Raw genomic sequence first — 25,195 nt, 5'->3', positions numbered from 1 at the left:
CGACCTTGGCGTGATCGGCCTTGCCGCTCAGTTATCCTGCTCCTTGAGCGCGAGTGACCTCGCATACAGCGCCTTGCGATCGAGCCCGAGGCGTTTGGCAACCTCACCAGCGGCTTTTGCGGCAGGCAAGCGCGTCAGCGCCTCCGCCAAGGCTGCGTCGCCGTCCTCCGCGGAGGCTGGCGCCGGATCGCCCGGTGGGCCGACGACGATCACGATCTCGCCCTTGGGCGGCGCATCGGCGTAGCGCGCAGCGAGCGTCGGCAGCGTGCCGGTGACCGCCTCCTCGAATCGCTTCGATATCTCGCGCGTGACGGCGGCGTCGCGTGCGCCAAGCGCGTCGGCGAGCGCGGCGAGCGTCGCGCCGAGCCGTGGCCCACTCTCGTACAGGACGAGCGTCGCGCGGATCGCGCCGATCTCGGCGATGGCGTCTGCACGCGCCTTCGCCTTGGCCGGCAGAAAGCCCGCGAACAGGAAGCGGTCGGTCGGCAGGCCGGCCAGCGTCAGTGCGGCGATCGCGGCGCATGGGCCGGGAATCGTCACCACGAGATGCCCCGCGGCGTGAGCATCGCGCACCAGCTTGTAGCCCGGATCGGAAATGAGCGGCGTGCCCGCATCTGAAACCAGCGCCACCGCCTCGGTCGCCATCCGCGCGATCAGCTGCGGGCGGACCGAATCAGCATTGTGATCGTGATACGGCGTCATCGGCCGCTTGGTGCCGATGTGACGCAGTAACCCCGCTGTAACACGCGTGTCTTCTGCGGCGATTACGGCGGCGCGCGAAAGGATGTCCGCGGCGCGCGGCGACAGGTCACCGAGATTGCCGATCGGGGTGGCGACGATGTAAAGGCCGGGGTTCAGGGTTTCCACAAGGGGTGTCATGGCAGAGGCTGCAACCGTATCGCAACGGGCGAAGATAATCGCGCGTGGCTTCGTGCCCGTCAGCGCCTTGCTGATATCGGCGTGTTCGACCGTCGTGCCGCGCGGCCCGGCCCCGCCGCCGCGCCCATCGCAGGCGCCGCCGCCGGTTGCGCGTCCCGATACCGGCGTCGAAGCGGGCATTCCGCGCGATACGGCGCGCAACCGCATCGCACTGCTCGTGCCGCTGTCAGGAACCAACGCCGGCGTCGGCAAAAGCCTGGCCAACGCGACGCAGCTCGCGCTGCTCGACACGCGATCGGAACAGATCCGGATCACGAATTATGATACGGCGCTGGGCGCGACCGCAGCCGCGCAGCGCGCGGTGGCAGACGGCGCGCAGCTGATCCTCGGGCCGCTGCTCGCTGAGGATGTTCGCGCGGTGGCGCCGATCGCGCGCCGGGCGGGTGTGCCGGTGATCTCCTTTTCCAACGACGTCGGCGTCGCGGGCGATGGCGTCTACCTGCTCGGCTACACGCCGTCGCAGTCGATCGAGCGCGTCGTGACATATGCGCGCAGCCGCGGCGTCACCAATTTCGGCGGGCTGGTGCCCAATGCGCTTTACGGCTCGCGCGCCTCGACCGTGTTCCTGCGAGCGGTCGAATCAGCGGGCGGTCGCGTCGTCGCGCTGCAGACCTACGATCGGGCGCCCAACAGCATCGGGGCGGCCGTCACCCGAATGGCGAAGGATGCGCCGTTCGATGGCGTGCTGATCGCCGATTCAGCGGCCAAGGCGGCGACGGCGGTGCCGCTGCTGCGCCGTGCCAGCCCGAACACGCGGGTGATCGGCACCGAATTGTGGAACAGCGACAGCGGCGTCGCCGCGCGTCCAGCGCTGAACGGCGCGTGGTTCGCCAGCGTCTCCAACACGCTCTACCGCCAATATGCGGTCAAATATCGCGCACGCTTCGGCGCTGCGCCCTATCGCCTGTCGAGCCTCGGCTACGACGCCGTTCTGCTCGCCGCGCGCATCTCGCGCGATTGGCGCGTCGGCGCGCGGTTCCCGGAGGCGCGGCTGCGCTCGGGCGAAGGCTATGCGGGGATCGACGGCGCGTTCCGTTTCGGCCGCGACGGCGTCGCCGAACGCGCGCTCGACGTGCAGGAAATTCGCGGCGGCAGCAGTGTCGTCGTCTCGCCGGCCCCGGCCAGTTTCGGGCGCTAACGGCCAATCATAAGGATCATCGATGTTTGCCTGGTTCCAGCGCCTCCTTCCGAAGCGCGGCAATTTCTTCGAGCTGTTCGACGCCCATGCCGCGGTGACGCTGCAGGCGGCGGAGACGACGACGCGCATCTTCGCGGGAGAGGCCGATGCCGAGACGCTGATCGCGCGGCTGAAGGATCTCGAGCATCAGGCGGACGATATCACGCGCACCGTGCTGCAGACGGTGCGCGTCACGTTCTTGACGCCGTTCGACCGCAGCGCGATCAGCGGGCTTATCAACCGCATGGACGATGCGATCGACGCGATGTTCGCCGCGGTGACCGCGGTGCGCATCTACGGTGTGCAGAGCTTTGCCCCCGATATGCACGAGATGGCGCGGCTGATGCTGGAAGCCGCTGGCGTCAGTGCGGAAGCGATGCGGCTGCTGCCCGACATCGCGCGCAACGGCCCGCGACTCCACGATTTGACCGAGCGTCTCGTCAACCTGGAAGGTTCGGTCGACCAGCTGCACGAGCAGGGCCTTCGCCGGCTGTTCGAGAAGCATCAGGAAGCGGGCGGCGATCCGATGCGCTTCGTCGTCGATCGCGAGATCTACAAGCATCTCGAGAAGATCTCGGATGCCTTCGAGGATGTCGCGAACGAGATCGATGGCATCGTCATCGATCACGCCTGAGCCCGCATCCCCATGCACGAACTCGCCTTACCGCTGCTGATCGGCCTGATCGCGGTCGCCCTGGCCTTCGATTTCCTCAACGGATTGCACGACGCCGCCAATTCGATCGCGACCGTCGTCGCGACGCGGCTATTGTCCCCCGTCCAGGCGGTGCTGTTCGCCGCCTTCTTCAATTTCGCCGCCTATTTCCTGACGCTCGCGGTTCCCAGTCTGCATGCGGTCGCCGAGACGATCGGCAAGGGGCTGATCAGCCAGGACGCCGTGACGCCGGCCGTGATCTTCGGCGCGCTGGGCGGGGCGATGTTCTGGAACGTGGTGACGTGGCAGAAGGGCATTCCGTCGTCGTCGAGCCACGCGCTCGTCGGCGGTCTCGTCGGTGCGGGAATTACGCACGCCGGCGTCAACAGCGTGCAAATCGGCGGGCTGACCAAGACGCTGCTAGCGATCGTCGTGTCGCCGACGCTCGGCATGATTCTCGCGATGATGGTGATGCTGGCGAGCAGCTGGGCGCTGCGCCGAGCAACCGTGCGGCAAGCGGATGGACGCTTTCGTGTGCTACACCTGATCTCGTCGGCGGCCTATTCGCTGAGCCACGGGCTGAACGACGCGCAGAAGACGATGGGGATCATCACCGTGCTGCTCTACTCGACCGGCTATCTCAGCGGCGAGTTCGAGGTGCCGCACTGGGTGGCGATCAGCTGCTACGTCGCCATCTCGCTCGGCACGCTGTCGGGCGGGTGGAAGATCATCGAGACGATGGGCTCGCGGATCACCAAATTGTCGCAGCACCAGGGATTCAGCGCGTCGACCGGCGGATCGATCGTCCTGTTCACCGCGTCGGCGCTCGGCATTCCCGTCTCGACGACGCACACGATCACGGGCGCGATCATCGGTGCCGGCGTTGCGCGGCGCACGTCTGCGGTTCGCTGGGGCACCGCGAGCAACGTGGTGGTCGCGTGGATCATCACCATCCCCGCCTCCGCGATCGTCGGCGCAGGGTTCTACGCGCTCACGCTGCTTTTCTGATCGTCTGCGCGGTTCCGGTCACGGCCGGCCTCACGCCGCATCGTCGATCGGAACGCCCGGCGCCATCTTCGCGGTGCGGATCGTCAGCGACGATTTGACGCTAGCGACGTTCGGCGCCGCGGTGAGATGCGTCGTCAGGATGCGCTGGAACGTTTCGAGATCGGGGGCGGCGATCTTGAGGATGAAGTCGATTTCGCCATTGAGCATGTGGCATTCGCGCACTTCGGGGATGCCGGCGACATGGCGTTCGAACAGCGCGAGATCATGCTCCGCCTGGCTTCGCAGGCTGACCATCGCGAAAACGGTGATGGGAAATCCGAGCAGCGCCGGGTCGCACACCGCGTGATAACCGCGGATGACGCCCGCCTGCTCGAGCGAGCGCACGCGGCGGAGGCATGGCGGCGCCGTCAGCCCGACGCGCTCGGCGAGGTCGACGTTGGTCATACGGCCATCGTCTTGCAGCAGCGCCAATATCTGGCGATCGATCTTGTCCAGCGCCATCAGACGGTCGCACGCATCATCGTAACCATTAACATACGCCCAACCATAGGATAATTGCGCGCAAACGCAATTGTCCCACAATGCGACGTGCGCAAATTGCGCTGTTTCCGGCCTGCCTCAGCCGCGTTAAGGGGACGCAGGGCGCGAATGGATCGTGGGCCCGACGAGGGCGCGGCGTGCGGTTCGACGACAGTCTCAATACCGTGCTCGCCGCCGATGCCTCCACCGCATTCGGGGCACAGGCGACGTTCCGCCAATTGGTCGACCTAATTGCGCGCGGTCGCGCCGCTGCCGATGCTGCAACGCTGGATCGCCTGCGGACGCTGCGCCCGCAGGTTCCGCCCGCGGTCCGTGCTGCCGTCGCACGAGGGCTCGCGCTGTCACGGCCGCCGGTTGGTCTCGTCGCGCTGCTTGCCGAGGACGAACCAGCGATTGCGGCGGCGGCGCTGCGCGCGGCGCGGCTGCCGGCCGCCGACTGGATCGCGCTACTGCCGACGCTTGGGCCGGTCGGCCGCGCGACGCTGCGCAACCGAAGTGATCTCGATCCGGTGGTGGCGCGCGGGCTGGAAAGCTTCGGCTCGACCGACTTCACGATCGGCTTCGATGCGCCACCGGCCGCAGACACCACGTCCGACGCGCCGCCGTCGGCGCCAATCGATCGCCCGGTACCGCCCCCGGTCGGCACCGGTCCATTCAAGCCGGTCGGGTTGCTGACCGACGCACTCCCCGTCGTCGCGCTCGCCCGCCGCGCTGCACGCACCGAGCCCGTGCCGGAGCCGACCGGGTTCGAGATCGCCGACCTGGTCGATCGCATCGCGACCTTCCAGCGCGCGCGCGGAACGCCGACGCCGGTCGCAACGCCGGAGCGGATCGACACCTTTCGATTAGAGACCGACGCCGCTGGCATCGTGTCATGGACCGACGCGGCCCCGCGCGGCGCGGTGATCGGCCTGTCGATCGCGCGCGCCGATGGGCAGGGCGCGGCGCCGGTCGACGGGATCGTCACCGGTGCGTTCCGTCGCCGTACCGCCTTCACCGACGCGCGGCTGACGCTGCCTGGCGCGTCGGCGATCGCCGGCGACTGGCGACTATCGGCCGTCCCGATGTTCGATCCCGTTGGTGGACGCTTCTTGGGCTATCGCGGCGGCGGGCGGCGACCGCGCGTCGACGAGAGCGCGGTGCGACCATCCGGGAGCGGGCAGTCGGAAGGGTTGCGACGGCTGGTGCACGAGCTTCGCACGCCCACCAATGCAATTGCGGGGTTTTCCGAGCTGATCGAGGCGCAGTTGCTTGGGCCCGTCGCGCCTGCGTACCGCGAGCGCGCGGCGGCGATCCGCGCGCAGGCTGCCGATCTCGTTGCCGCGATCGAGGATCTCGACCTTGCCGCACGAATCGACGGGCATGCGCTGGAGCTGCGGCCCGGCGTCGTTCCCGTGTCCGGCCTGCTGGCGCGTGCGGTGGGCGAGCTTTCGACACTTGCCGAGGTTCGCCGCTGCGGCATTACGCTCGGCGTGGTCGATTCGCAGCTTGCTTTCGCCTGCGACGATCGCGCGACTGAACGTCTGTTCGCTCGCCTGCTTGCCACGATCGTCTCCGCCGCGCAGGCGCAGGAGGCGGTAGCGCTGTCAGCCGATCGCGCCGGCGATCGCATCGCCGTCACGATCAGCCGGCCACGTGCATTGGCGGCGTTGACCGAAGATGCGCTGCTGCGCCTCGACGCCGAGCTGGAGGCCGACCTTCCGGGCAAGCCACTGCTCGGCACCGGCTTCGCGCTTCGCCTGATCCGCAATCTCGCGGCCGAGCTCGGCGGTACGCTGTCGTTCCCCGACGGTCACGTGCGTGTGGTGTTGCCAGCGGCGTCGTCCGACGCGGTAGGGCAGGCGTCGACGAACTGACGGTGGCGGCGGGCTCGCATGGCTGGCGCGTGCCGCCCCCCGCGCCGGAGCAGTTGATTCGCTGGCCGGAAGAGCGCGGCGCCCGCTTCGTCGTTTTCGTCGACACGGAAGAGGAATTCGACTGGTCGGCGCCGTTCGCGCGCGGCGCCCGGTCGGTGACGGCGATCGCGGCGCTGCCCGATAGGCACCAGCGGTTTGCCGAACGCGGCGTCTTTCCCTGCTACCTCTGCGACTATCCCGTCGTTGTCGACGAAGCGTCCGCCGCGATCCTCAAGGCGATGGTCGCCGATGGTTCGGGATCGATCGGGGCGCAGCTGCACGCTTGGGTAAATCCGCCGCACGACGAGATCGTGTCGGTGCACAGCTCCTATGCCGGCAATCTGCCGGTCGCGCTCGAGGCGGCGAAGATCGATGCGCTGACATCAGCGATCACGACGGCGTTCGGGCAGGCGCCGGTGGCGTTCCGATCGGGCCGCTATGGATTGGGCCGCAACACCCTGCGTCTGCTGCACGCGCGCGGCTATCGGCTCGATACGACAATGCGCGCGCGGCACGATTATCGGCCGGCGGGCGGGCCGGATTTCTCGCTGATCGGGCCGGACGCCTTTCGTACGGGCTCGGGCGGCGCGATCGTCGAGGTGCCGCTGACGACCGTCTATACCGGCACGCTGCGTCGGGTCGGGCGCCCGCTCCATCGGCTGGCGGGGGCGGCCCCGCGCGGGCGCGGCGTTCTGGCGCGCACGGGGCTGCTGTCGCGCGTGCCACTGACGCCTGAAGGTGTCCCCATCGCCGAGGCGTGCGAGGCGGTGCGCGTCGCGGTCGGTGAGGGGAGGCGCCTCCTCAACTTTGCGTTTCACTCGCCGAGCCTCGTTCCCGGGAACACGCCCTATGTCCGCGATGCGGGTGACCTCGCGCGCTTTCACCGCTGGTGGGACGTAATGCTCGACCTGCTCGACGAGCTCGGGGTCGCATCGACGACGCCCGAAATCTTGATCGCCGACGTTCAGCAGATGGCCGGCCGGTAAGGCGGCGAGGCGGTGGTCGGGGAGACAGGATTCGAACCTGCGACATCCTGCTCCCAAAGCAGGCGCGCTACCAGACTGCGCCACTCCCCGACGCCGGCGTGCGGTAGGCGGTCACGCCCTACCATGCAAGCGATACGCGGTGGGCCCGGCAGGACTTGAACCCGCAACCTAGCCGTTATGAGCGGCCAGCTCTAACCAATTGAGCTACAGGCCCCCGCGTGCCGCGGTGCCTAGAGGTTGCGTCGGCGTGCCGCAATGCCGTCGCCGTCGCGCGCATAAAAGAAAAGGGCGCTCCCGATCCGGGAACGCCCTGTTCATTGCATCAAGCCACGAGCCCGAAGGCCCGCAAGGCTTACTGCATGTTGTCGGCCTTCTCCTCGGCGACGTCACGGACGTTGTCCGCTGCGTCTTCGAGGTTGTCGGCGGCGTTCTCAAGACCAGCAGCGGCCATGCCATTGCTCGAGTTGTCGGCCATGTCCTCGAGGTTGTCCGCCATCATTTCCATATTGTCGGCCATCATGTCCGCGTTGTTCTCAACAGCGGCCGCCTCCGGCGACTTCGAGCAAGCAGCCACGGACATCAGGCCGGCGGCGGCAGCGATCAGAACGATCTTCTTCATTCGAATGCTCCCAAGCATATATTCGTTTCGCAGCCGACCCTGTGCCGTCGCGAGCCCCGGCAAATACCGCAGCATTTTGATGGGTCAATCGAGAAATTCATCTGCCAGCAAGGTTCGCGACGAACCGAACTAGCGCGCCGGGCGCACGACTGGGCCGATTTCCTCGGGCGCGTCGGCAACGACCGCGAGCATCGTCGTCCAGGCAGCGACATTCTGCCGCAGCTTCTCGGGATCGACGCGGTCGAGCGTATCGTCGGGCGTGTGATGCGTGTCGAAATAGTCGAGCCCCGACTGATTGAGGTCGACCCCGGCTACGCCGAGCGCGATTACAGGGGCGATATCCGAGCCATCGCCGGCGCGACCGGTGCCGCGTACGATCCCGAGCGGCGACAGTGCGGTGGCGAGGCGATCGCCTACTGCGCCGGCGGTCTCCGGCAGCGTCGTTTCGAAACGCCACACGCGATCGGCGCCGAAATCGCTCTCCGCGGCGAGCGCGTGTCGCTCGGCACCGTGCTTCGCGGCATAGTCGCGCCCGCCGAAGCCACCGACCTCCTCCGCGCCGAACCAGACAACGCGGATCGTGCGGCGAGGCCGCTTGCCGCTGTCCAGAATGCGTTTCGCCGCGGCCGCGGTAATGGCGACGCCGCTCGCGTCGTCGATCGCACCGGTGGCGAGATCCCAGCTGTCGAGATGGCCGCCGACGAGGACGACGCCGGCATTCGGATCGGTGCCCGGTACCTCGGCGATAACGTTGCCCGACTCCTGCTCGCCGACCTGACGTGGCGTCAACACGAGCTTCATGCGGATCGGCTGCCCGCGGCGCGCCATCGCTTCGAGCAGCTTGGCATCTGGGACGGAGAGCGCCGCCGCGGGGATCGCAGCGGTGCCGTCGGGGAAATTGGTCGTGCCGGTGTGCGGCAGGCGATGCGTGTCGGTGCCGATCGAGCGGATGACGATCGCGGCGGCGCCCTTGCGGGCAGCCAGCGCCGGACCGGCGAAGCGTGCCACGCCTTCCTGCCCGTAGCTCGAGCCGTCCTGCGTCCTCATCATCGCATTGCCAACATAGGCGATCCTGCCTTTCAGGCTGCCGGCGGGCGCCGCAGCGAGATCGCCGTAGGTCGGGAAGATCACTACCTCGGCGTCAATCCCTTTCGCCGGAGTAGCGCCCGAGTTGCCCAGCGCGACTAGATTCAGTTTTTGGGGAAAGGGCGCGAGGATTTCTGCCCGTTCCTCGCCGCGAACCCATACGGGCATGCGATACGTCTCGATCCGCACGTTGCTGAAACCGAGCGCCTTCAATTTTGCCTCGCTCCAGCGTCGCGCCCGCGCTTCCGCCTCGGTGCCGGCAAGCCGCTGGCCGACCTCGGTCGTCATGCCCTCGACGATGTCATAGGCGACGGTATCGCCGAGCGCCGCATCGCGGAGCGCCGCGACCTGCGGATCGACCGGGGCGGGGGCGGAGGGTGCCGCGCGCTGCGCCAGTGCCGGCGCGGCGGTGGCGAGGAGCAGGGCGGCGAGTGGGAGGCGCGTGATCATTGCCATCGCCTAGGTCGCTGGCGGCGGTTTGCCAACGGCCGAGCGCGCCATTACATATGCCGCGACATTTTCCCTTATCTTCATTCCGGAGCACAGGCGACCGATGGCCGTCCAGTATACCTACGTCATGAAGGGTCTGACCAAGACCTTTCCGGGTGCCAACAAGCCGGTGCTCAACAACATCCACCTGCAGTTCATCCCGGGCGCGAAGATCGCGATCATCGGCCCGAACGGGTCGGGCAAGTCGACGCTGATGAAGATCATGGGCGGGATCGATACCGACTTCACCGGTGAGGCCTGGGCGGCCGAGGGCGTGAAGGTCGGCTATCTGCCGCAGGAGCCGCAGCTCGACCCCGACAAGACGGTGATCGAGAACGTGCGCCTGGGTGCGGGGCCGATCGCGGCGATGGTCGATCGTTTCAACGCGATCTCGGCCGAGATGGGCGATCCCAAGGACGACACCGACTTCGACGCGCTGATGGAGGAAATGGGCGATCTCCAGGCGAAGATCGATGCCGCCGACGGCTGGAGCCTCGATTCGCAGCTGGAACAGGCGATGGAGGCGATGCGCTGCCCACCGTCGGACTCGCCGGTGACCAACCTGTCGGGCGGCGAGCGGCGCCGCGTGGCGCTGGTTCGGCTGCTGCTCGAGAAGCCCGACATCCTGCTGCTCGACGAGCCGACCAACCACCTCGACGCCGAGAGCGTCAGCTGGCTGGAGAATTTCCTCAAGGAATATACCGGCAACGTCATCCTCGTCACCCACGACCGCTACTTCCTCGACAACGTCGTCAACTGGGTGCTCGAGCTCGATCGCGGGCGCTACTATACCTACGAATCGAACTATTCGGGCTATCTGGAGAAGAAGGCCAAGCGGCTCGAACAGGAGGAGCGCGAGGAGGCGGGCAAGCAGAAGGCGATCGCCGACGAGCTCGCCTGGATGCGGCAGACCCCCAAGGCACGCCAGACCAAGAGCAAGGCGCGTATCCGCGCGTTCGACGAGCTGATGGAGAAGCAGGAGAGTCGTGTCGCTTCCAAGGCTGCGATCCTGATTCAGCTGCCCGAGCGGCTCGGCGGCAAGGTGATCGAGGCCAAGGGGCTGACCAAGTCGTACGGCGACAAGCTGTTGTTCGAGAACCTCGACTTCATGCTGCCGCCGGGCGGGATCGTCGGCGTGATCGGGCCGAACGGCGCGGGCAAGTCGACGCTGTTCAAGCTCATCACCGGGCAGGACAAGCCCGATGGCGGGACGATCGAGGTCGGCTCGACGGTTAAGCTCGGCTACGTCGACCAGAGCCGCGACGATCTCGATCCGAACAAGAACGTCTGGCAGGAAATCTCCGACGAGCTCGAGGTCTTCCGCTTCGGCAAGCAGGAGATGGGGACGCGCGCCTATGTCGGTGCGTTCAATTTCCGCGGGCCGGATCAGCAGAAGAAGGTCGGCCAGCTGTCGGGCGGTGAGCGCAACCGCGTGCACATGGCCAAGATGCTGAAGGAGGGCGGCAACGTCCTGCTGCTCGATGAGCCGACCAACGACCTCGACGTCGAGACGCTGCGCGCGCTCGAAGAGGCGCTGGAGACGTTCGCCGGTTGCGCCGTGGTCATCAGCCACGACCGCTTCTTCCTCGATCGGCTCTGCACGCACATCCTGGCATTCGAGGGCGACAGCCATGTCGAGTGGTTCGAAGGCAATTTCGAGGCGTATGAGGAGGACAAGCGGCGTCGTCTGGGCGACGCGGCGGATCGTCCGACGCGGCTGGCGTACAAGAAGCTGACGCGCTGAGGCATGGACGGGCGGCGCCGCGTGGGAACGCGAGGCGTGCCAGTCTGGTAGGGACAGAGTGCCGATGACGGTTTCCGATCGCCTCCCAGCCTCCGCTTCGCCATCGCGCGGTCTGACCATGTGGCTGCCCGCGCTCGTGCTGCTCCTCGCGGGGCTGCTGCCGGTCGCTGCGCGCGCGCAAATACGTGCACCGCGGGTTCTCGCCGCAGCGAGCATGCAGGAGGCGCTTAGCGATGCCGCGGACACCTGGGCGAGGCGCGGTCACGCGCGGCCGACGTTGTCGTTCGCCGCATCATCCGCGCTCGCGCGTCAGGCGGCGGCGGGGGCGCCAGCGGACATCTTCGTGTCGGCCGACGCCGAGTGGATGGACGATCTCGCAAAGCGCGGACTCGTCGTGCCCGGCACCCGCGGGGTGCTGGCAGGCAATCGCCTCGTCGTCGTCGCGCCGAAAGGCAGTACGCGGGTCGGGCGATTGCGGGGCGCGGCGCTCGGACGGATCCTTGGGGCTGGTCCGCTAGCAATGGCCGATCCCGATGCCGTACCGGCGGGGCGCTATGGCCGGGCGGCGCTGCAGCGGCTGGGCGCATGGGATGCCGTGCGATCGAAGGTGGTGGGTGCCGAGAGCGTGCGTGCCGCACTCGCGCTGGTCGAGCGCGGCGCGGCGCCCTACGGCATCGTCTACGCGACCGACGTGCGGGTCGCCCTTGGCCTGATGGTCGCCGGCGTCTTTCCCGCGCGCAGCCACCCGCCGATCATCTATCCGATCGCGCGATTGCGCGGCGGCCGCAGCGCGGCTGCGGAGGGCTTTCGCCGCTTCCTGCTATCGCCGGACGGCAAGGCGATCCTGCGCCGACACGGCTTCGCCGCGCGTTGACGGCGCGCCGCGCGTGACCGGGGATCTCGCGTCAATCGTCTGGCTGTCGCTGCTCGTCGGCGGCGTCGCGACGGCGGTGACGCTGCCGATCGCCTTCGGGCTGGCTTGGCTGCTCGCGCGCGGGCGGTTCGCCGGCAAGGCCCTGCTCGACGCCTTGATTCACTTGCCGCTTGTCGTGCCACCGGTGGTGACGGGGTGGCTGCTTCTGCTCGCCTTTGCGCCGGGCGGGCCGATCGGGGCGATGCTCGCGCGGCTGTTCGGCGTCAGCGTGCTGTTCCGCTGGACCGGCGCCGCGATTGCGGCCGGTGTCATGGCCTTGCCGCTGATGGTGCGCGCGATGCGACTTTCGCTCGAGGCGGTCGATCGACGCCTCGAACAGGCGGCGCGGACGCTCGGCGCCGGGTGGTGGCGCACCTTTGCGACGATCACGCTGCCGCTATCGCTGCCGGGCGTGCTCGCCGCCGCCGTGCTCGGCTTCGCGCGATCGCTGGGCGAGTTCGGCGCCACCATCACCTTCGTGTCGAACGTGCCGGGCGAGACGCAGACGCTGCCGCTGGCGATCTATGCGGCGTTGCAGCGCCCGGGGGGCGAAGATGCGGTGTGGCGGCTCGCCGGTGTGTCGGTGGCGATCAGCCTCGTCGCGTTGCTGTTGTCGGAATGGCTCGCGCGACGGCAGGGACGGGGGCTGCATGTCCTTTGACGTCGATGTCTGCACGCGCCGCGCCGGGCGCGTCGTCGGCGCGACGTTCCGAGTGCCGAGCGGCGCGAACGCGCTCGTCGGGCCATCGGGCGCGGGGAAGACCAGCGTCCTGATGATGATCGCGGGCCTGCTGAAGCCCGACTGCGGGCACGTCCGCGTCGCCGAGCGCACGTTGTTCGATGCAACGCAAGGCATCGATCTCAAGCCCGAGCACCGGCGCGCAGGCGTCGTCTTTCAGGAGCCGCGGCTCTTCCCGCATCTCTCGGTGCGCCGCAACCTGCTGTACGGCGCGCCCGATGCCGGACGGCTCGTCGAGGTGGCGAAGACGCTCGACATCACGACGCTGCTCGATCGTTGGCCGCGCACTTTGTCGGGGGGCGAGGCGCGGCGCGTAGCCATCGGGCGCGCGCTGCTGCGCGATCCCGATTTCCTGCTGCTCGACGAGCCGCTGTCGTCGCTCGATCCGGCGCGGCGCGAGGAGGCGATGCAGGCAATCGAGCGGGTGCGCGACGAGTTGCGATTGCCGATGTTGATCGTGACGCACGACGCTGCCGAGGCCGAGCGCCTGTGCGCGCGCGTCATCCCGATGTGACGGGCTGCGGATGATGCGGCGTCATGATCAGCGTCCGCTCCTCGACGCGCCATGATTTGAGGCGTGACAGGAAGTTCATGCCGAGCACGTCGGTGTTTCCGAACGCGGGCGAGACGACCACCGGCAGATCGCGCGCCACGACGTTTCCGAGCCGCAGCTCGGCGATGTCGGCGGTCTGCGCGCGGATCGTGCCGTTGGCCGTGCGCAGCAGCATCGGAAAGCCCGCCTCACGCACGTCGAGCCCGGCCGCCTGCGCGGTGGCAAGCGACAGCGCGGTGACGGTGGCGCCGCTGTCGATCAGCATCCGCCGATCCACGCCACCGAAGCGCACGTTGGCCCAGAAATGCCCGTCGGGGCTCATGCGGATCCGCGTTTCCTCACCCGCCACCTGCTGGCTCGACAGATCGAGCATTCTGGCGACGCTGCCGAGATAGGGATCGAACCGCTCGCGCCGGACGATCACCATTGCCAGCGCGCCGAGCAGCACGAGCCACGTCAGCGCGCCGAAGATGCGCCCAACGATCGGGATCCGGCGCAGCAGGCTGGCGACGATGACGACGCCGAACAGCGCCCCGATCAGCGGAAGGTGCGGGGTAACATCTGCGAGAGTCGGCATGCCACCGATATAGGCACGCGGTGCTTGCGCTGCGATGAGCGGGGTAGGCGTAAACGAAAAAGGGCGGCCCCGAAGGACCGCCCCTTTGTTCGCCTCGGCGAGCCCGGGCGCATGGCCCGGGACGGCAACCTCAGCGCTTCGAGAACTGGAAGCTGCGGCGTGCCTTGGCGCGGCCGTACTTCTTGCGCTCGACCGTACGGCTGTCGCGGGTGAGGAAGCCCGCCGCCTTCACCGGTGCACGCAGGACCGGCTCGTACTTGGTGATCGCCTGGCTGATGCCGTGCTTCACCGCGCCGGCCTGGCCCGACAGGCCGCCGCCCTTGACGGTGCAGATCACGTCATACTGGCCCTCGCGCTCGGTGATGCCGAACACCTGGTTGATGACGAGACGCAGCGTCGGACGCGCGAAATAGGTTTCCTGATCGCGACCGTTGATCGTGATCTTGCCCGAGCCGGGCTTCAGCCAAACGCGCGCGACGGCGTCCTTGCGGCGGCCGGTGGCGTACGCGCGACCGTACTTATCGAGCTCCTGCTGGCGCAGCGGCGTGGTCGGCTGCGTCGGCGCCTCGACCTGTCCAGCGAGATAGGCATCGGCCGACGAATCACCCGACGAGGCGGCGGGCGAAGCGGGCTGCGACGACTGCTGCGTCAGCGCGGCGAGATCGGAAAGCGACTGGCGATTGTCGGACATTATGCGCCCACCTTGTTCTTGCGGTTCATGCCGGCGATGTCGAGAACTTCGGGGTTCTGCGCCTCGTGCGGATGCTCGGTGCCCTTGAAGATGCGCAAGTTGCGCATCTGCTGGCGGCCGAGCGGGCCACGCGGGATCATCCGCTCGACGGCCTTCTCGAGCACGCGCTCCGGGAAGCGACCCTCTAGCACCTTTGCGGCGGTGACGCCCTTGATGCCGCCGGCATAGCCGGTGTGCTTGTAATAGACCTTGTCCGCCAGCTTGTTGCCGGTGAACTTCACCTTGTCGGCGTTGATCACGATGACGTTGTCACCGCAATCGACGTGCGGGGTGAACGACGTCTTGTGCTTGCCGCGCAGGACGTTGGCGATCACCACCGCAGCGCGGCCGACCACCAGATCGGTGGCATCGACAATGTGCCACTTCTTCTCCACCTCGGCGGGCTTTGCCGCCTTGGTGGTCTTCATCAGCGCCTTCATGGGAGCTTTGACCTTTTCATTGAACCAAGACGCCGCCCCGGAACCGGCGCAGCGCGTTGCGCGCTCCTTTGTAGAGAAGCGCCCGGAAAGTCAACAAAACCGCCACCCGCATGACGGGTATTATGATACCAGCTGCTTCGTTCCGGTCGAGAGCGGCGCGCCATGCCTGTGTCCGAGCGCGTGTGCAGCGGCGACCGCGGCGATCAGCAGGATCGCGGCGTTAACCTGATGGGCGACGGCAACGACGATCTCGACGCCGCTCAGCAGGGTGGCGATCCCCAGAACGATCTGTAGCCCGACGAGCAGGATCACTGCGCCCCAAGCATTGACTGCGCCGCGGCGCCGCGCCGCCATCGCGAGCCACACGAGCGCGCCGGTGGCGGCGAAGGCGAACCATCGGTGAACGAACTGAACCACGACGGGATTGTCGACGACGTTGCGCCACGCCGGCACCAGCATCGGTGCATCGGCGGGGAAGAAAGCATCGCCCATCAGCGGCCAGCTGCTGAACGCATAGCCCGCATCGAGCCCTGCCGTGAACGCGCCCAGCACGATCTGGAGTGCGAGCATCGCCAGCGCGAAGCTGCCCAGCCAGTGCAACCGTGCGGGCCGCGCGAGCGGGTTCGCGGCGAGAGTGCGCAGATCGAGTGCGGTCCAGACGATGCCGCCGAGGATCAGCAGCGCGGCCGACAGATGCGTCGCCAGCCGGATGTGGCTGACGTCGGTACGCTCCGACAGCCCGGAGGCGACCATCCACCAGCCGATGGCGCCCTGCAGCCCACCGAGCATCAGAAGCACCGTCAGGCGCCAGCCGAAGCCGCGCGGGATCTGCCGGCGCACCGCGAACCACAGGAGCGGCAGCGCGAAGGCGAGGCCGATGACGCGGCCGAGCAGGCGATGGACATATTCCCAGAAGAAGATGCCCTTGAACCCGGCGAGCGTCATGTCCTGGTTGATTTGCTGATATTCGGGGATGCGCTGATAGTTGGCGAATTCCGCCTGCCATTGCGCGTCATTGAGTGGCGGGATGATGCCGCTGATCGGCTTCCATTGGGTGATCGACAGGCCTGATTCGGTCAGTCGCGTGATGCCCCCGACCGCCACCATCGCGACGATCAGCGCGGCGACGATGTACAGCCATCGCGCGAGCGAGCGGGGGCGGGCGGACACGCGGAAACCTGGGCTTGGCTGCAGCATGCGCCCATGTACGGTCGGTGCTGCGCAGCGGCAATGGCGCGACGATGTTTCAGCATGATGTGATATTGTAACGTCGCCATAGCCGCGCTACATGGGTTGCGGATGACGACCACGCTTCGCTTTGACCGTTCGACCGGGTTTGATCGGCTGGCGATCATCGTATCCGGGCTGTGCGTCGTGCACTGCATCGCCAGCGCGGTGCTGGTGGCGATGCTTTCCGCGGTCGGCGGGATGCTGGTGGATCCGATCTTTCACGAGATCGGGCTGACAGTAGCGATCGCCCTTGGCGCTCTGGGGCTTGGGCGCGGGGCGTTGCAGCATGGTTATCTCCTGCCGCTCGGAGTCGGCTCGCTTGGGCTCGGGATGATGGCCGGCGCGATGACGCTGCCGCACGATGCCGGGCTGATGGAGCATGGCGAGGCGCTTTGGACGATCATCGGGGTCGGCGTGCTTGCCTTCGGCCACGATCTTAACCGACGCGCCGACGCCTGACCCTTACTTGCGGTCGCGTAAGGCGGCAGCAAGCGATGCCGTCGCGCTGCCCCGTTTCGCCGGCTGCGGCTGATCGGGGGACGGCGACCAGCCGGTGAGAAAGACGATCTCGAACGTCTCGCTCGTCCGCCCATCGGCATCGGCCGTCCCGGCGAACGCGGCGGCAGCGCGCGCCAGCGCTGCGCGGCCGAGCGGATGGCGGGTTGCAAGGACGTTGGTCGCCGCCATGCCGCGAAGGTCCCCCAGCAGCCGTCCAATCGACGCATAGCGCACACGCAGTCGCTCGGTATCCGCAACGGGCAGTGCAAAGCCGGCGCGCATCAGCAGATCACCGGCCGAGCGAACGTCGATCTGCGGGTGGAGCCGCGCCACCGGACGTTCCGTCTCGGCAGCACGCAACGCGGCGCGCAGCGCGCTCAGCGAGCCGGCCCCGAGCATCGCGCCGAGGAACAGCCCGTCCGGCTTCAGTACGCGACGCGTGAGCGCGAGCGCTCCGGGCACGTCGTTGAGCTGATCGAGTATGCCGGCGGATATCACGAGGTCGAACGACGCGTCGGCGAAAGGCAGCCGATCCTCGTCCGCCTGCACGCCGCCGCTGGTCCGCGCGAAGGCGTGGCCAGAGTCGAGCCGCGTTATGCGTGCGCCTGGTGGCGGGACGAACGCGCCGTCGAAACTGCCGAGATCGAGCACATCGGTAAACGCGCGCTTCACCGACGCCAGCCGTTCGGTGATGCCGTCGAGCATCGCCGCCCGCAGGAAATCGTGCGCCGCATAGTCGGGTGCCGCGCGGTCGCGCCGGTGCCGACGTGCCGCACGGTCAAAGATCTCGGGGGCGGACATGGCGGCGGCTTGTGCGCTTTCGCACGGCGCGCGACAAGCGTCGCCGATGGCGTTGAACATCGCCGAACCGCTGCTGTCGCTTGCGCTGCCGCCGCGCTGCCCGGGTTGCGGCGCGGTGACCGACCGGCCGCATCGGTTCTGCAGCGCGTGCTGGTCATCGCTCCAGTTCCTCACGCCGCCATGGTGCGCCGCGTGCCACACACCCTTCGCGTTCGATCGCGGGGCGGACGCGCGATGCGGCGACTGCCTCACCGCGCCGCCGCGACATGCCGGTCTCGACGCCGCGGTCGCCTACGGCGCCGTTGCCCGCACGGTGGCGCTCCGGCTTAAATATGCCGGGCGGGCGGCGTTCGCCGAGACCGCCGCGCGTCTGATGCTGCGACACCTTCCCGCGGATGCCGAGCTGATCGTTCCGGTGCCGCTGCATCGCTGGCGCTTATGGTCGCGCGGCTACAATCAGGCGGGGCTGATCGCGACCGCGCTGTCCCGCCTGTCGGGCGTCCCGGCGGACAATGGCGCCCTGGTGCGCCGTCACGCGACACCGGTGCTGCGCGGATTGGGCAGGGCGGGGCGTCGCCGCGCGGTATCGGGCGCGTTCGCGATCGCTCAAGGCGCCACGCTGCGGGGGCGCAGGATCGTGCTGGTCGACGATGTCCACACCAGCGGCGCAACAAGCGACGCCTGCGTGCGCGCGCTGCTGGCGGCGGGGGCGGCGCGGGTGAACGTCCTGTGTTGGGCGCGCGTGCTCGATCCGACCGCCGCGGATTGACAATCGGCGGCCGCGTCCACAACTCGGAACGTATGGCGCAGGTCGAAATCTATACCAAGGCGTGGTGCCCCTACTGCACCCGCGCGATGCAGCTTTTGTCGGCGAAGGGCGTCGAGCCCGCCGAGTACGACATCACGATGGGCGGGCCGAAGCGCGCCGAGATGATCGATCGTGCCGGCGGACGCACCACGGTGCCGCAGATCTTCATCGACGGAAAGCATATCGGCGGATCGGATGATCTCGCCGCACTGGAGCGCACCGGCGGGCTGGACCCGCTTCTCGCAGCGACGTGACACCGAGCCCCGCAGCGACAGGCTCGTCGACGGTGAGGACGGCGACGGCAGCGATCCTGCAGATGACGAGCGGGATCGATCCGGCGGCGAACGCCGATGTGATCGTGCGCGCGATCGACGAGGCGGCTCAGGGCGGGGCGGCGATGCTATTCACGCCGGAGATGTCGGGCCTGCTCGATCGTGATCGTGTACGGGCGGCGCGGTCGATCGTCGCCGAGGAGGATGATCGTGTGCTCGCGGCGGTACGCGATGCTGCGGCACGGACGGGGATATGGGTGCATATCGGCAGCCTGGCTGTCCGGCGAGCCGACGGCCGGTTGGCGAACCGCGGCTTCTTGATCGACGGCAGCGGCTCGATTCGAGCACGGTACGACAAGATCCACCTGTTCGACGTCGATCTGCCGACTGGCGAGAGCTGGCGCGAGTCTGCGGCCTATGCAGGCGGCGAGGCGGCCGTGGTGGTCGATACGCCGCTCGGCCGGCTAGGGCTGACGATCTGCTACGATCTGCGCTTCCCTGACCTGTTCCGGTCGCTGAGCGACGCCGGCGCGACGATCCTGACGGTGCCGGCCGCCTTTACCCGACCGACTGGCGCTGCGCACTGGCACATCCTGCTGCGTGCGCGGGCGATCGAGGCGGCGTGTTTCGTGATCGCGGCGGCCCAGACAGGCGCGCACGCCGATGGCCGGGCGACCTTCGGCCATTCGCTGGCGGTCGATCCTTGGGGCGAGGTCGTGGCGGATCTCGGCGAGACGGCGGGCCTGGCGTTTGTGCCGATCGATCGCGAGCGGATTGGCGAGGTTCGCGCCCGGATCCCGGTACTCGATCATCGCCGGGCGATCCCGCCGGTGACGCTGGCGGCGGGCATGCCGCAATGATCGTATTCGATCTGCGCTGCGGCGGTGAGCACGTGTTCGAGGCGTGGTTCGCATCTTCTGCGGCGTATGACCACCAGCGCGAGCGCAAGCTGATCGCTTGCCCGCTGTGTGGCGACACGACGATCGAGAAGTCGGTGATGGCGCCCAACGTATCGGCTAAGGCGAACAGCCGTGCGCCCGCCGCACCAGTTGACGTCAAGGTCGCGCTTCGTGCGCTCGCGGCGGCGCAACGCAAGGTGCTCGAAGGATCGCGCTGGGTGGGCAAGGATTTCGCGACGCAGGCGCGCGCGATGCACGACGGCGCGCAGCCACACGAGACGATTCACGGCCAGGCGACGATCGCCGAAGCCAAGGCACTGGTCGATGACGGTGTTGCGGTTGCGCCCTTGCCGCTGCCGATCGTGCCGCCGGAACAGTCGAACTAGGCATCTGTTCGTCGAGGGTGCCCGCCGTGAACCGGGCATGGACGATTTGTCCAAGCGACAACGATCGTCACGGCGCTAAGCCGGTGTTTTCTGGTCGAGGAACGTTGACGTGGATCAAGACAAAGCGGCCGAAGCGCCCGATCCCGCGGGGGCGCAGGGCAAGTTCGGCTGGATCCTGCGTACCGGGTGGAAGGGGTGTTGCCCACGATGCGGCAACGGCCCGATGTTCAAGTCGTGGCTGGGCATCGTCGATCGCTGCCCCGCGTGCGGACTCGACTATCGTTTCGCCTCACCCGACGACGGGCCGGCCTTCTTCTCGCTCTGCTTGATCGCGCTGCCGCTGATCTTCTTCGTCGTATGGCTGCAGGTGCGCTTCGAGCCGCCGGCGTGGGTGCACCTTGTCACCTCCGTGCCCGTGATGGTGCTCGGGTGCCTGCTCCCACTGCGGCCGATCAAGGGGTGGCTGGTCGCATCGCAATACGTCAACCGTGCGCAGGAAGCGGGGACGCAGAAGCTGTGGAAGTCTCTAGACAGCTCGTTCGAGGACTGAGCTTGAGCGCCCGCCGCATCGCGATTGACCGGCCGGGCGGGCGGCCGTAGCTAGGCCGGGCAGTGCCCCCGTAGCTCAGCAGGATAGAGCGACGGTTTCCTAAACCGCAGGTCGTGCGTTCGAATCGCGCCGGGGGCACCAATCGCCGCCGAGATCCGCCGCGGGTGGGACGCTGCGAGGTGCAGCGCCCCGAAATCGTCAGGCCTTGACGTGTGCCGAGATGTATTTGTTCATCTCGAACATCGTCACCTTGTCCTTGCCGAAGACCTTCTTCAGCGCCTCGTCGGCCAGGATTTCGCGCTTGTTCTCGGGGTTCTGCAGGTTGTTCGACTTGATGTAAGCCCAAACCTTGCTGATCACCTCGCTGCGCGGCAGCTTGTCGTTGCCGACGACGGCACCCAGTTCGGGCGAGGGCTGTACCGGGGCGTGGATGCCGCCGGTCTTCTTGGCCTCTTCGCCGGTCTTGGTCTTGGTAGCCATTACTTTCCTTCCTGTTGCGCCGGTCATTCGGCATCTCGCGGAATCACGCTGTACAGAGCGCGCCGGGTCTTCTGCGCTGCCCCGACGCGCTTGTCACGCGTTACGGGCAGTCGCGTAGGGAAGCCACGCAGCGAAAGGCAGGCGAGAATGGATACGATTAGCGAGAGCAAGGCGTTCGGCGGCATCCAGGGCGTGTATCGTCACGCGTCGGAGGCGACCGGCACCGACATGACCTTCTCGGTCTATGTGCCGCCGCATGCCGACGGCGCGCGGCTGCCGGTGCTATGGTTCCTGTCGGGGCTGACGTGCACGCATGCCAACGTCACCGACAAGGGCGAGTATCGCCGGGCCTGCGCCGAACACGGCGTCATCTTCATCGCGCCCGATACCAGCCCGCGCGGCGACGGCGTCGCCGACGATCCGGCGTGGGATCTGGGGCAGGGCGCGGGCTTCTACGTCGATGCGACCGAGGCGCCATGGGCGGACAATTACCGTATGCGTCGGTACGTCGAGGACGAGCTGCCAACGCTGATCGCGACTGAATTTCCCGTCGCCGATCTGACGCGGCAATCGATCTCGGGCCATTCGATGGGCGGGCACGGCGCGCTGACGATCGCGCTGCGCAATTCGGAGCGGTTCCGCAGCGTCTCCGCCTTCGCGCCGATCACCTCGCCGATGAACTGCCCCTGGGGCGAGAAGGCGCTGGCCGCGTATCTAGGCACCGATCGCGCTGCGTGGCAGGCGTATGATGCGTGCGCGCTGATTGCGGGCGGCGCGCGACTGGACTCGATCTTGGTCGATCAGGGGGATGCGGACGCGTTCCTCGACGAGCAACTGAAACCCGATTTGCTGGCCCGGGCGTGCGCCGATGCGGGGATCGACCTAACGCTGCGGATGCAGCCTGGGTACGATCATAGCTACCACTTCATCTCGACCTTCATGGCCGACCATGTCGCCTGGGCCGCCCAGCGGCTGAAATGAAAAAGGCGGGCCGTAGCCGACCCGCCTTCGAAGGAAGCACCAGCGCCGGCCCGTCGAAACGGGCCGGCGGCAGTCGATCAGAACTTGAAGCCGGCGGCGATGCCGTAGCGGCGCGGCTCCAGCGTAAAGATGTTCGTGAACAGGCCCGACGACTGATCGGTGAGGTACAGGCCGGTCGTCGCATTGTTGTCGAACACGTTCGACACGAAGCCGCGCAGGTACCATTTCTCCTCGGCGCCGTTCAGCTGCACCTGGGCGTTGACCTGCTCATATCCCTCGATCCGGTTGACCCGGCCGTTGAAGATGTTGCCGTAGCTTTCGCCGGTGTAGGTAACATCAAGGCGCGGCACGAAGCTCATGCCGTTGTCGAAGTCGAACGTCTTTTGAACGCCGGCGGAGAACTTGGCGATCGGCGCCTGCGGCAATGAATTGCCCTTGATGCTCACGCCCACGCCGTCGACCACCTGGATGAGACCGCCCGGATTGAACGCGCCGTTCGATGCCAGCGTCGTCAGCGTGCTGCATTGGCTGAACGCACCGCTGCGTGCGCCGATGTTGGCGTCTGCAGCAAATGCTTGCGGCCCGCGCAGCCCGTTGGCGGCGGTGAGGCCGCGCGAGGCATTGATCTGGTTGTTCGCCGCGGTGACGAAGGCTTCGGCTGCTGCGGCGTTCGGGCCACGGACGACGCAGTTGAACGCCGCGCCGATGTCCTTGATGATCACCGTATTGGGATCGCCGCCCGACGGATCGCGCTGATTGATGAACGGGCTTTCTTCCTGGACACTGGTGTTCAGGTAGCTTGCGCCGAAGTTGACGACCCAGCCTGGACCCGGCCGCACGACCGCTTCCGCCTCGACGCCCCAGATGTTGGCATCGATATTGTCGTTGATCGACGAGCGCGCGACGATGCGGCTCAGCTGCAGGTTCTTGTACTTATAGTAGAAGCCGGTGAGGTTGAGCGTCAGCTTGCCGTTGGCGAAGGTGTTCTTCGATCCGATCTCGAACGCGTCGATGCTCTCCGGCTGGAACGAGTCTGGGATCGTCAGGCCGGCGACCTGCACTGCGGGGTTGAAGCCGCCCGACTTGTAGCCGCGCGAGTAGGACGCGTAGAGCAGATTGTCGTCGGTGATCTTGTAGTCGAGCACCGCGCGGCCGGTGAAGGCGTCGAACGTGCGGTTGCGGAACTGCTCGGACTGGACGCCGGGCGTCACCGGATCGGCATCGTACAGGCCGAAATAGGGCGAGTCGTAGGCCGTGCCGGTCTGGTTGTACGGCACCAGGAAGCTGGCGAGCGTGCTGCGCGCGCGCACCGTCTTCTCGTCGTTGTTGTAGCGGATGCCCAGCGTCAGCTTGAGGCGATCGTTGAAGTCGAAATAGGCTTCGCCGAAGATGCCGTAGGACTTAAGCTTGAATTCCGGCGTACCGTTGCGGAAGAACGGCGTGCCGAGGAAGCTCGGCGGAATGCCCGCCGCCGCGCCGCCGAGGCTCTGCAAGCTGCCGAGCACGCCGGTGACATAGTCGATCGGGAAGGCGTTCACGTAATAGTCGCCGTCGCGCAGCTTGTTCTGCACGTAGATGCCGCCGATCAGGAAGTTGAACATCCCGTCGAAGTCCGACGACACGATGCCTTCTGCCGACCACGCCTTGGTACGCTGGTTCGAGCGATCGTAGGCGAGCGGGGTGGCGGCGCAGCGCTTGAACCCGCCGTACGAGCCGAGCCCGGTCTCCTCCGGCAGCGAGGTGCAGACGCCGCCGTTGACGCCGTTGGGGATCAACGCGTTCGCGATCGGGCGGAAATAAGGCGCGAGCGCCGGATTGGCGGCGAAGGCCGACAGCGCGGTAAGGCCGGGAATGATGCCGGACGAATTGCCGACACCTAGCGAATAGTCCTGCGACGATTCAACCTTGGTCTCGTGATAGAAGCCGGTGATCTGCGCCTTGATCGGGCCGAAATTGTGCTCGAGGCGGCCCTGGATCTGCAGTTCGTCGGTGAAATAGGTCGGATCGGTTGCCGAGGCGATCACGCGCGGATCAGGCGAGTCGAGATAGCCGGCATAAGCGTCCGGCCCGTAGAGGCTGTTGAGACCGAGCGCGGCGAAGGTCGGACCGCCGGAAATAGCGAGGAACTCGCGGCTGCCGAGCGTGCCGGTGAAGCTCGAATTGGTGTTGCTGCGCGAGGGATCGCGGCGGCCGTTGAGGCAGCCCAGCGTACCCGTCGTATCGCGCTGGCAGACCTGCTTCTGGATGCGCAGGCGGTTGTCATCTTCGCGGAAATAATAGCCCATCAGGTCGAACGTCGTGTCGACCGACGGCTCCCAACGGAAGGACCCGCGGATCGCGTACATGTCGCGGCCGTCGATGCGCGTGTTGAGGAAGGTGTTCTTGGTATAGCCGTCGCGGTTGAGATAGAAACCGGCGACGCGGACCGCCATCGTGTCACCCAGCGGCACGTTGATCACGCCCTTGGCGCGGATCGAATCGTAATTGCCGTACTCAAGCTCGCCCGAGGCCGAGAAGGCGTCGGTGCGCGGCTTCGCCGAGATGAAGTTGATGACGCCCGACGTCGCGTTGCGGCCGAACAGCGTACCCTGCGGGCCGCGCAGCACTTCGACGCGCTCGAGATCGAAATATTCGGTCTCGAAGATGCGGGTGGCGAGCAGCGGGGTGCCATTGATGTGGATCGCGGTTGCCGCATCGCACGAGATGCCGACGCACAGGTCGCCGATGCCGCGGATGGTGAAGCTGGAGCCGGTGAAATTGCCCTTCGAGAAGGTAACGTTGGGCAACGTCAGCTGGAGATCGGAGGCATTGTCGATCTGCTGCGCCTGCAGCGTTTCTGCGGAAAAGGCGCTGACCGCGATCGGCACTTCCTGCAGCGTCTGCGACTGGCGCTGCGCCGTGACGACGATGTCCGAGCCATAGCCCGAGTTGCCCTGTGCCGCATCGCCCGCACCATCCGGCGTCGCCATGTTGGGCGCGTTCGTAGGTGTGGTATTCTCGGGGGCAGGCGTGCTCTGTGCCATCGCGGCGGCGGGCAGCATGGCGACCAAGGCCATGGCTGTAGCGGCAAAAAGCTCAATCCTGCGCATCGGCATCCTCTCCTGATGTCCGCGTCGGCTTCGTACCGATCTGCGGATGTTCAATGGTTCGGTATGGACCGTAGCGCCCGAAAATTTCACTCGTCAATTGAATTTGCGTTATGA

At 67.2% G+C, this 25,195-nt stretch carries 27 protein-coding genes and 3 tRNA genes; 17 read left to right on the top strand and 13 right to left on the bottom strand.

Annotated features, from left to right (window positions below; translation table 11 throughout):
• Positions 1-27: 27 nt before the first annotated feature.
• Entirely contained in the window at positions 28-879 is an 852-nt protein-coding gene (gene rsmI, locus F1C10_RS05685; RefSeq protein WP_185209529.1) for a 16S rRNA (cytidine(1402)-2'-O)-methyltransferase, read from the bottom strand.
• Between rsmI and F1C10_RS05680 the strand changes: the two genes are divergently transcribed.
• Genes F1C10_RS05680 through F1C10_RS05670 form a run of 3 tightly spaced genes read left to right on the top strand, consistent with a single transcriptional unit; the run spans position 878 to position 3,776 of the window.
• Positions 878-2,077 carry a penicillin-binding protein activator gene (locus tag F1C10_RS05680; protein WP_185209527.1) on the top strand — a complete coding sequence of 400 codons (1,200 nt, stop codon included), beginning with the start codon at positions 878-880 and terminating at the stop codon, positions 2,075-2,077. The two genes, rsmI and F1C10_RS05680, sit on opposite strands and share 2 nt — an antisense overlap.
• A gap of 22 nt (positions 2,078-2,099) precedes the next feature.
• Entirely contained in the window at positions 2,100-2,750 is a 651-nt protein-coding gene (locus F1C10_RS05675; protein ID WP_185209525.1) for a DUF47 domain-containing protein, read from the top strand.
• A 12-nt stretch (positions 2,751-2,762) separates the two neighbouring features.
• A complete protein-coding gene (locus tag F1C10_RS05670; protein WP_185209523.1) occupies positions 2,763-3,776 on the top strand; it encodes an inorganic phosphate transporter in 1,014 nt (337 codons plus the stop codon).
• Between the two features lie 30 nt (positions 3,777-3,806).
• Here F1C10_RS05670 and F1C10_RS05665 read toward each other — a convergent pair whose 3' ends face one another.
• Complete coding sequence (locus tag F1C10_RS05665; protein ID WP_185209521.1) at positions 3,807-4,277, bottom strand: Lrp/AsnC family transcriptional regulator; 471 nt, start codon at positions 4,275-4,277, stop codon at positions 3,807-3,809.
• 176 nt (positions 4,278-4,453) lie between these two features.
• Between F1C10_RS05665 and F1C10_RS05660 the strand changes: the two genes are divergently transcribed.
• A complete protein-coding gene (locus tag F1C10_RS05660; RefSeq protein WP_185209519.1) occupies positions 4,454-6,172 on the top strand; it encodes a HAMP domain-containing histidine kinase in 1,719 nt (572 codons plus the stop codon).
• Between the two features lie 2 nt (positions 6,173-6,174).
• A complete protein-coding gene (locus F1C10_RS05655) occupies positions 6,175-7,197 on the top strand; it encodes a polysaccharide deacetylase family protein (RefSeq protein WP_185209517.1) in 1,023 nt (340 codons plus the stop codon).
• Between the two features lie 13 nt (positions 7,198-7,210).
• Here the strand turns inward: F1C10_RS05655 and F1C10_RS05650 are convergent.
• The 4 genes from F1C10_RS05650 to F1C10_RS05635 form a co-directional block, all read right to left on the bottom strand.
• Positions 7,211-7,287, bottom strand: a tRNA-Pro gene (locus F1C10_RS05650).
• Positions 7,288-7,337: 50 nt separating this feature from the next.
• Positions 7,338-7,411, bottom strand: a tRNA-Ile gene (locus F1C10_RS05645).
• Between the two features lie 138 nt (positions 7,412-7,549).
• Positions 7,550-7,816, bottom strand: coding sequence for a hypothetical protein (locus tag F1C10_RS05640; protein WP_085810546.1), 267 nt, complete (start codon positions 7,814-7,816; stop codon positions 7,550-7,552).
• Between the two features lie 129 nt (positions 7,817-7,945).
• Positions 7,946-9,352, bottom strand: a complete 1,407-nt coding sequence (locus F1C10_RS05635; RefSeq protein ID WP_185209516.1) for a M20/M25/M40 family metallo-hydrolase — start codon at positions 9,350-9,352, stop codon at positions 7,946-7,948.
• A 103-nt stretch (positions 9,353-9,455) separates the two neighbouring features.
• Here F1C10_RS05635 and ettA point away from each other — a divergent pair, with 103 nt between their 5' ends.
• The 4 genes from ettA to F1C10_RS05615 all read left to right on the top strand — a co-directional run bounded on the left by ettA (position 9,456) and on the right by F1C10_RS05615 (position 13,301).
• Positions 9,456-11,135: an energy-dependent translational throttle protein EttA gene (gene ettA / locus F1C10_RS05630; RefSeq protein WP_185209514.1), complete on the top strand. Its 1,680-nt coding sequence runs from the start codon at positions 9,456-9,458 to the stop codon at positions 11,133-11,135.
• 118 nt (positions 11,136-11,253) lie between these two features.
• A complete protein-coding gene (gene modA, locus F1C10_RS05625) occupies positions 11,254-12,009 on the top strand; it encodes a molybdate ABC transporter substrate-binding protein (protein ID WP_185209512.1) in 756 nt (251 codons plus the stop codon).
• 13 nt (positions 12,010-12,022) lie between these two features.
• The gene (modB, locus tag F1C10_RS05620) at positions 12,023-12,709 is read left to right on the top strand and encodes a molybdate ABC transporter permease subunit (protein WP_185209510.1); all 687 of its coding nucleotides are present in this window, start codon (positions 12,023-12,025) and stop codon (positions 12,707-12,709) included.
• Positions 12,699-13,301: an ATP-binding cassette domain-containing protein gene (locus F1C10_RS05615; protein ID WP_185209508.1), complete on the top strand. Its 603-nt coding sequence runs from the start codon at positions 12,699-12,701 to the stop codon at positions 13,299-13,301. Before modB ends, F1C10_RS05615 begins: the two co-directional genes overlap by 11 nt.
• On the opposite strand, the gene F1C10_RS05610 is transcribed toward F1C10_RS05615, so the two are convergent.
• From F1C10_RS05610 to F1C10_RS05595, 4 genes are all read right to left on the bottom strand, one after another.
• Positions 13,288-13,917: a TIGR02281 family clan AA aspartic protease gene (locus tag F1C10_RS05610; RefSeq protein ID WP_185209506.1), complete on the bottom strand. Its 630-nt coding sequence runs from the start codon at positions 13,915-13,917 to the stop codon at positions 13,288-13,290. The genes F1C10_RS05615 and F1C10_RS05610 overlap by 14 nt on opposite strands.
• A 130-nt stretch (positions 13,918-14,047) precedes the next feature.
• On the bottom strand, positions 14,048-14,608 hold the full coding sequence (gene rpsI / locus F1C10_RS05605) for a 30S ribosomal protein S9 (protein ID WP_185209504.1): 561 nt from the start codon (positions 14,606-14,608) through the stop codon (positions 14,048-14,050).
• A complete protein-coding gene (gene rplM / locus F1C10_RS05600; RefSeq protein WP_085810221.1) occupies positions 14,608-15,087 on the bottom strand; it encodes a 50S ribosomal protein L13 in 480 nt (159 codons plus the stop codon). Before rplM ends, rpsI begins: the two co-directional genes overlap by 1 nt.
• A gap of 120 nt (positions 15,088-15,207) precedes the next feature.
• Positions 15,208-16,284: a COX15/CtaA family protein gene (locus F1C10_RS05595; protein ID WP_185209502.1), complete on the bottom strand. Its 1,077-nt coding sequence runs from the start codon at positions 16,282-16,284 to the stop codon at positions 15,208-15,210.
• A gap of 102 nt (positions 16,285-16,386) precedes the next feature.
• Here F1C10_RS05595 and F1C10_RS05590 point away from each other — a divergent pair, with 102 nt between their 5' ends.
• Positions 16,387-16,776, top strand: coding sequence for a MerC domain-containing protein (locus tag F1C10_RS05590; RefSeq protein WP_185209500.1), 390 nt, complete (start codon positions 16,387-16,389; stop codon positions 16,774-16,776).
• 3 nt (positions 16,777-16,779) lie between these two features.
• On the opposite strand, the gene F1C10_RS05585 is transcribed toward F1C10_RS05590, so the two are convergent.
• Positions 16,780-17,616 carry a class I SAM-dependent methyltransferase gene (locus F1C10_RS05585; protein ID WP_185209498.1) on the bottom strand — a complete coding sequence of 279 codons (837 nt, stop codon included), beginning with the start codon at positions 17,614-17,616 and terminating at the stop codon, positions 16,780-16,782.
• 46 nt (positions 17,617-17,662) lie between these two features.
• Between F1C10_RS05585 and F1C10_RS05580 the strand changes: the two genes are divergently transcribed.
• From F1C10_RS05580 to F1C10_RS05555, 6 genes are all read left to right on the top strand, one after another.
• Positions 17,663-18,385, top strand: coding sequence for a double zinc ribbon domain-containing protein (locus tag F1C10_RS05580; RefSeq protein ID WP_185209496.1), 723 nt, complete (start codon positions 17,663-17,665; stop codon positions 18,383-18,385).
• 32 nt (positions 18,386-18,417) lie between these two features.
• Positions 18,418-18,678: a glutaredoxin 3 gene (gene grxC, locus F1C10_RS05575; RefSeq protein WP_185209494.1), complete on the top strand. Its 261-nt coding sequence runs from the start codon at positions 18,418-18,420 to the stop codon at positions 18,676-18,678.
• A 62-nt stretch (positions 18,679-18,740) separates the two neighbouring features.
• Positions 18,741-19,556, top strand: coding sequence for a carbon-nitrogen hydrolase family protein (locus F1C10_RS05570; protein ID WP_185210096.1), 816 nt, complete (start codon positions 18,741-18,743; stop codon positions 19,554-19,556).
• The gene (locus tag F1C10_RS05565) at positions 19,553-19,981 is read left to right on the top strand and encodes a DUF1178 family protein (RefSeq protein ID WP_185209492.1); all 429 of its coding nucleotides are present in this window, start codon (positions 19,553-19,555) and stop codon (positions 19,979-19,981) included. The genes F1C10_RS05570 and F1C10_RS05565 overlap by 4 nt, the downstream gene beginning before the upstream one ends.
• Positions 19,982-20,090: 109 nt before the next feature.
• Positions 20,091-20,531, top strand: coding sequence for a DUF983 domain-containing protein (locus tag F1C10_RS05560; RefSeq protein ID WP_258043089.1), 441 nt, complete (start codon positions 20,091-20,093; stop codon positions 20,529-20,531).
• A 64-nt stretch (positions 20,532-20,595) separates the two neighbouring features.
• Positions 20,596-20,672 (top strand) — tRNA-Arg (locus F1C10_RS05555).
• Positions 20,673-20,729: 57 nt separating this feature from the next.
• On the opposite strand, the gene F1C10_RS05550 is transcribed toward F1C10_RS05555, so the two are convergent.
• Positions 20,730-21,011 carry an SWIB/MDM2 domain-containing protein gene (locus F1C10_RS05550; protein ID WP_085810215.1) on the bottom strand — a complete coding sequence of 94 codons (282 nt, stop codon included), beginning with the start codon at positions 21,009-21,011 and terminating at the stop codon, positions 20,730-20,732.
• A 147-nt stretch (positions 21,012-21,158) separates the two neighbouring features.
• On the opposite strand from F1C10_RS05550, the gene fghA reads away from it, so the two are divergent.
• The gene (gene fghA, locus F1C10_RS05545) at positions 21,159-21,992 is read left to right on the top strand and encodes an S-formylglutathione hydrolase (RefSeq protein WP_185209490.1); all 834 of its coding nucleotides are present in this window, start codon (positions 21,159-21,161) and stop codon (positions 21,990-21,992) included.
• Positions 21,993-22,069: 77 nt separating this feature from the next.
• Here fghA and F1C10_RS05540 read toward each other — a convergent pair whose 3' ends face one another.
• A complete protein-coding gene (locus F1C10_RS05540; protein ID WP_258043088.1) occupies positions 22,070-25,048 on the bottom strand; it encodes a TonB-dependent receptor in 2,979 nt (992 codons plus the stop codon).
• Positions 25,049-25,195: the final 147 nt, after the last annotated feature.

Source organism: Sphingomonas sp. NBWT7 (genome assembly GCF_014217605.1).
In the GTDB taxonomy this organism is placed as follows: Bacteria; Pseudomonadota; Alphaproteobacteria; order Sphingomonadales; family Sphingomonadaceae; genus Sphingomonas.
The sequence above is the reverse complement of the archived record's forward strand: the minus strand, read 5'-3'. Positions and strand labels throughout refer to the sequence as shown.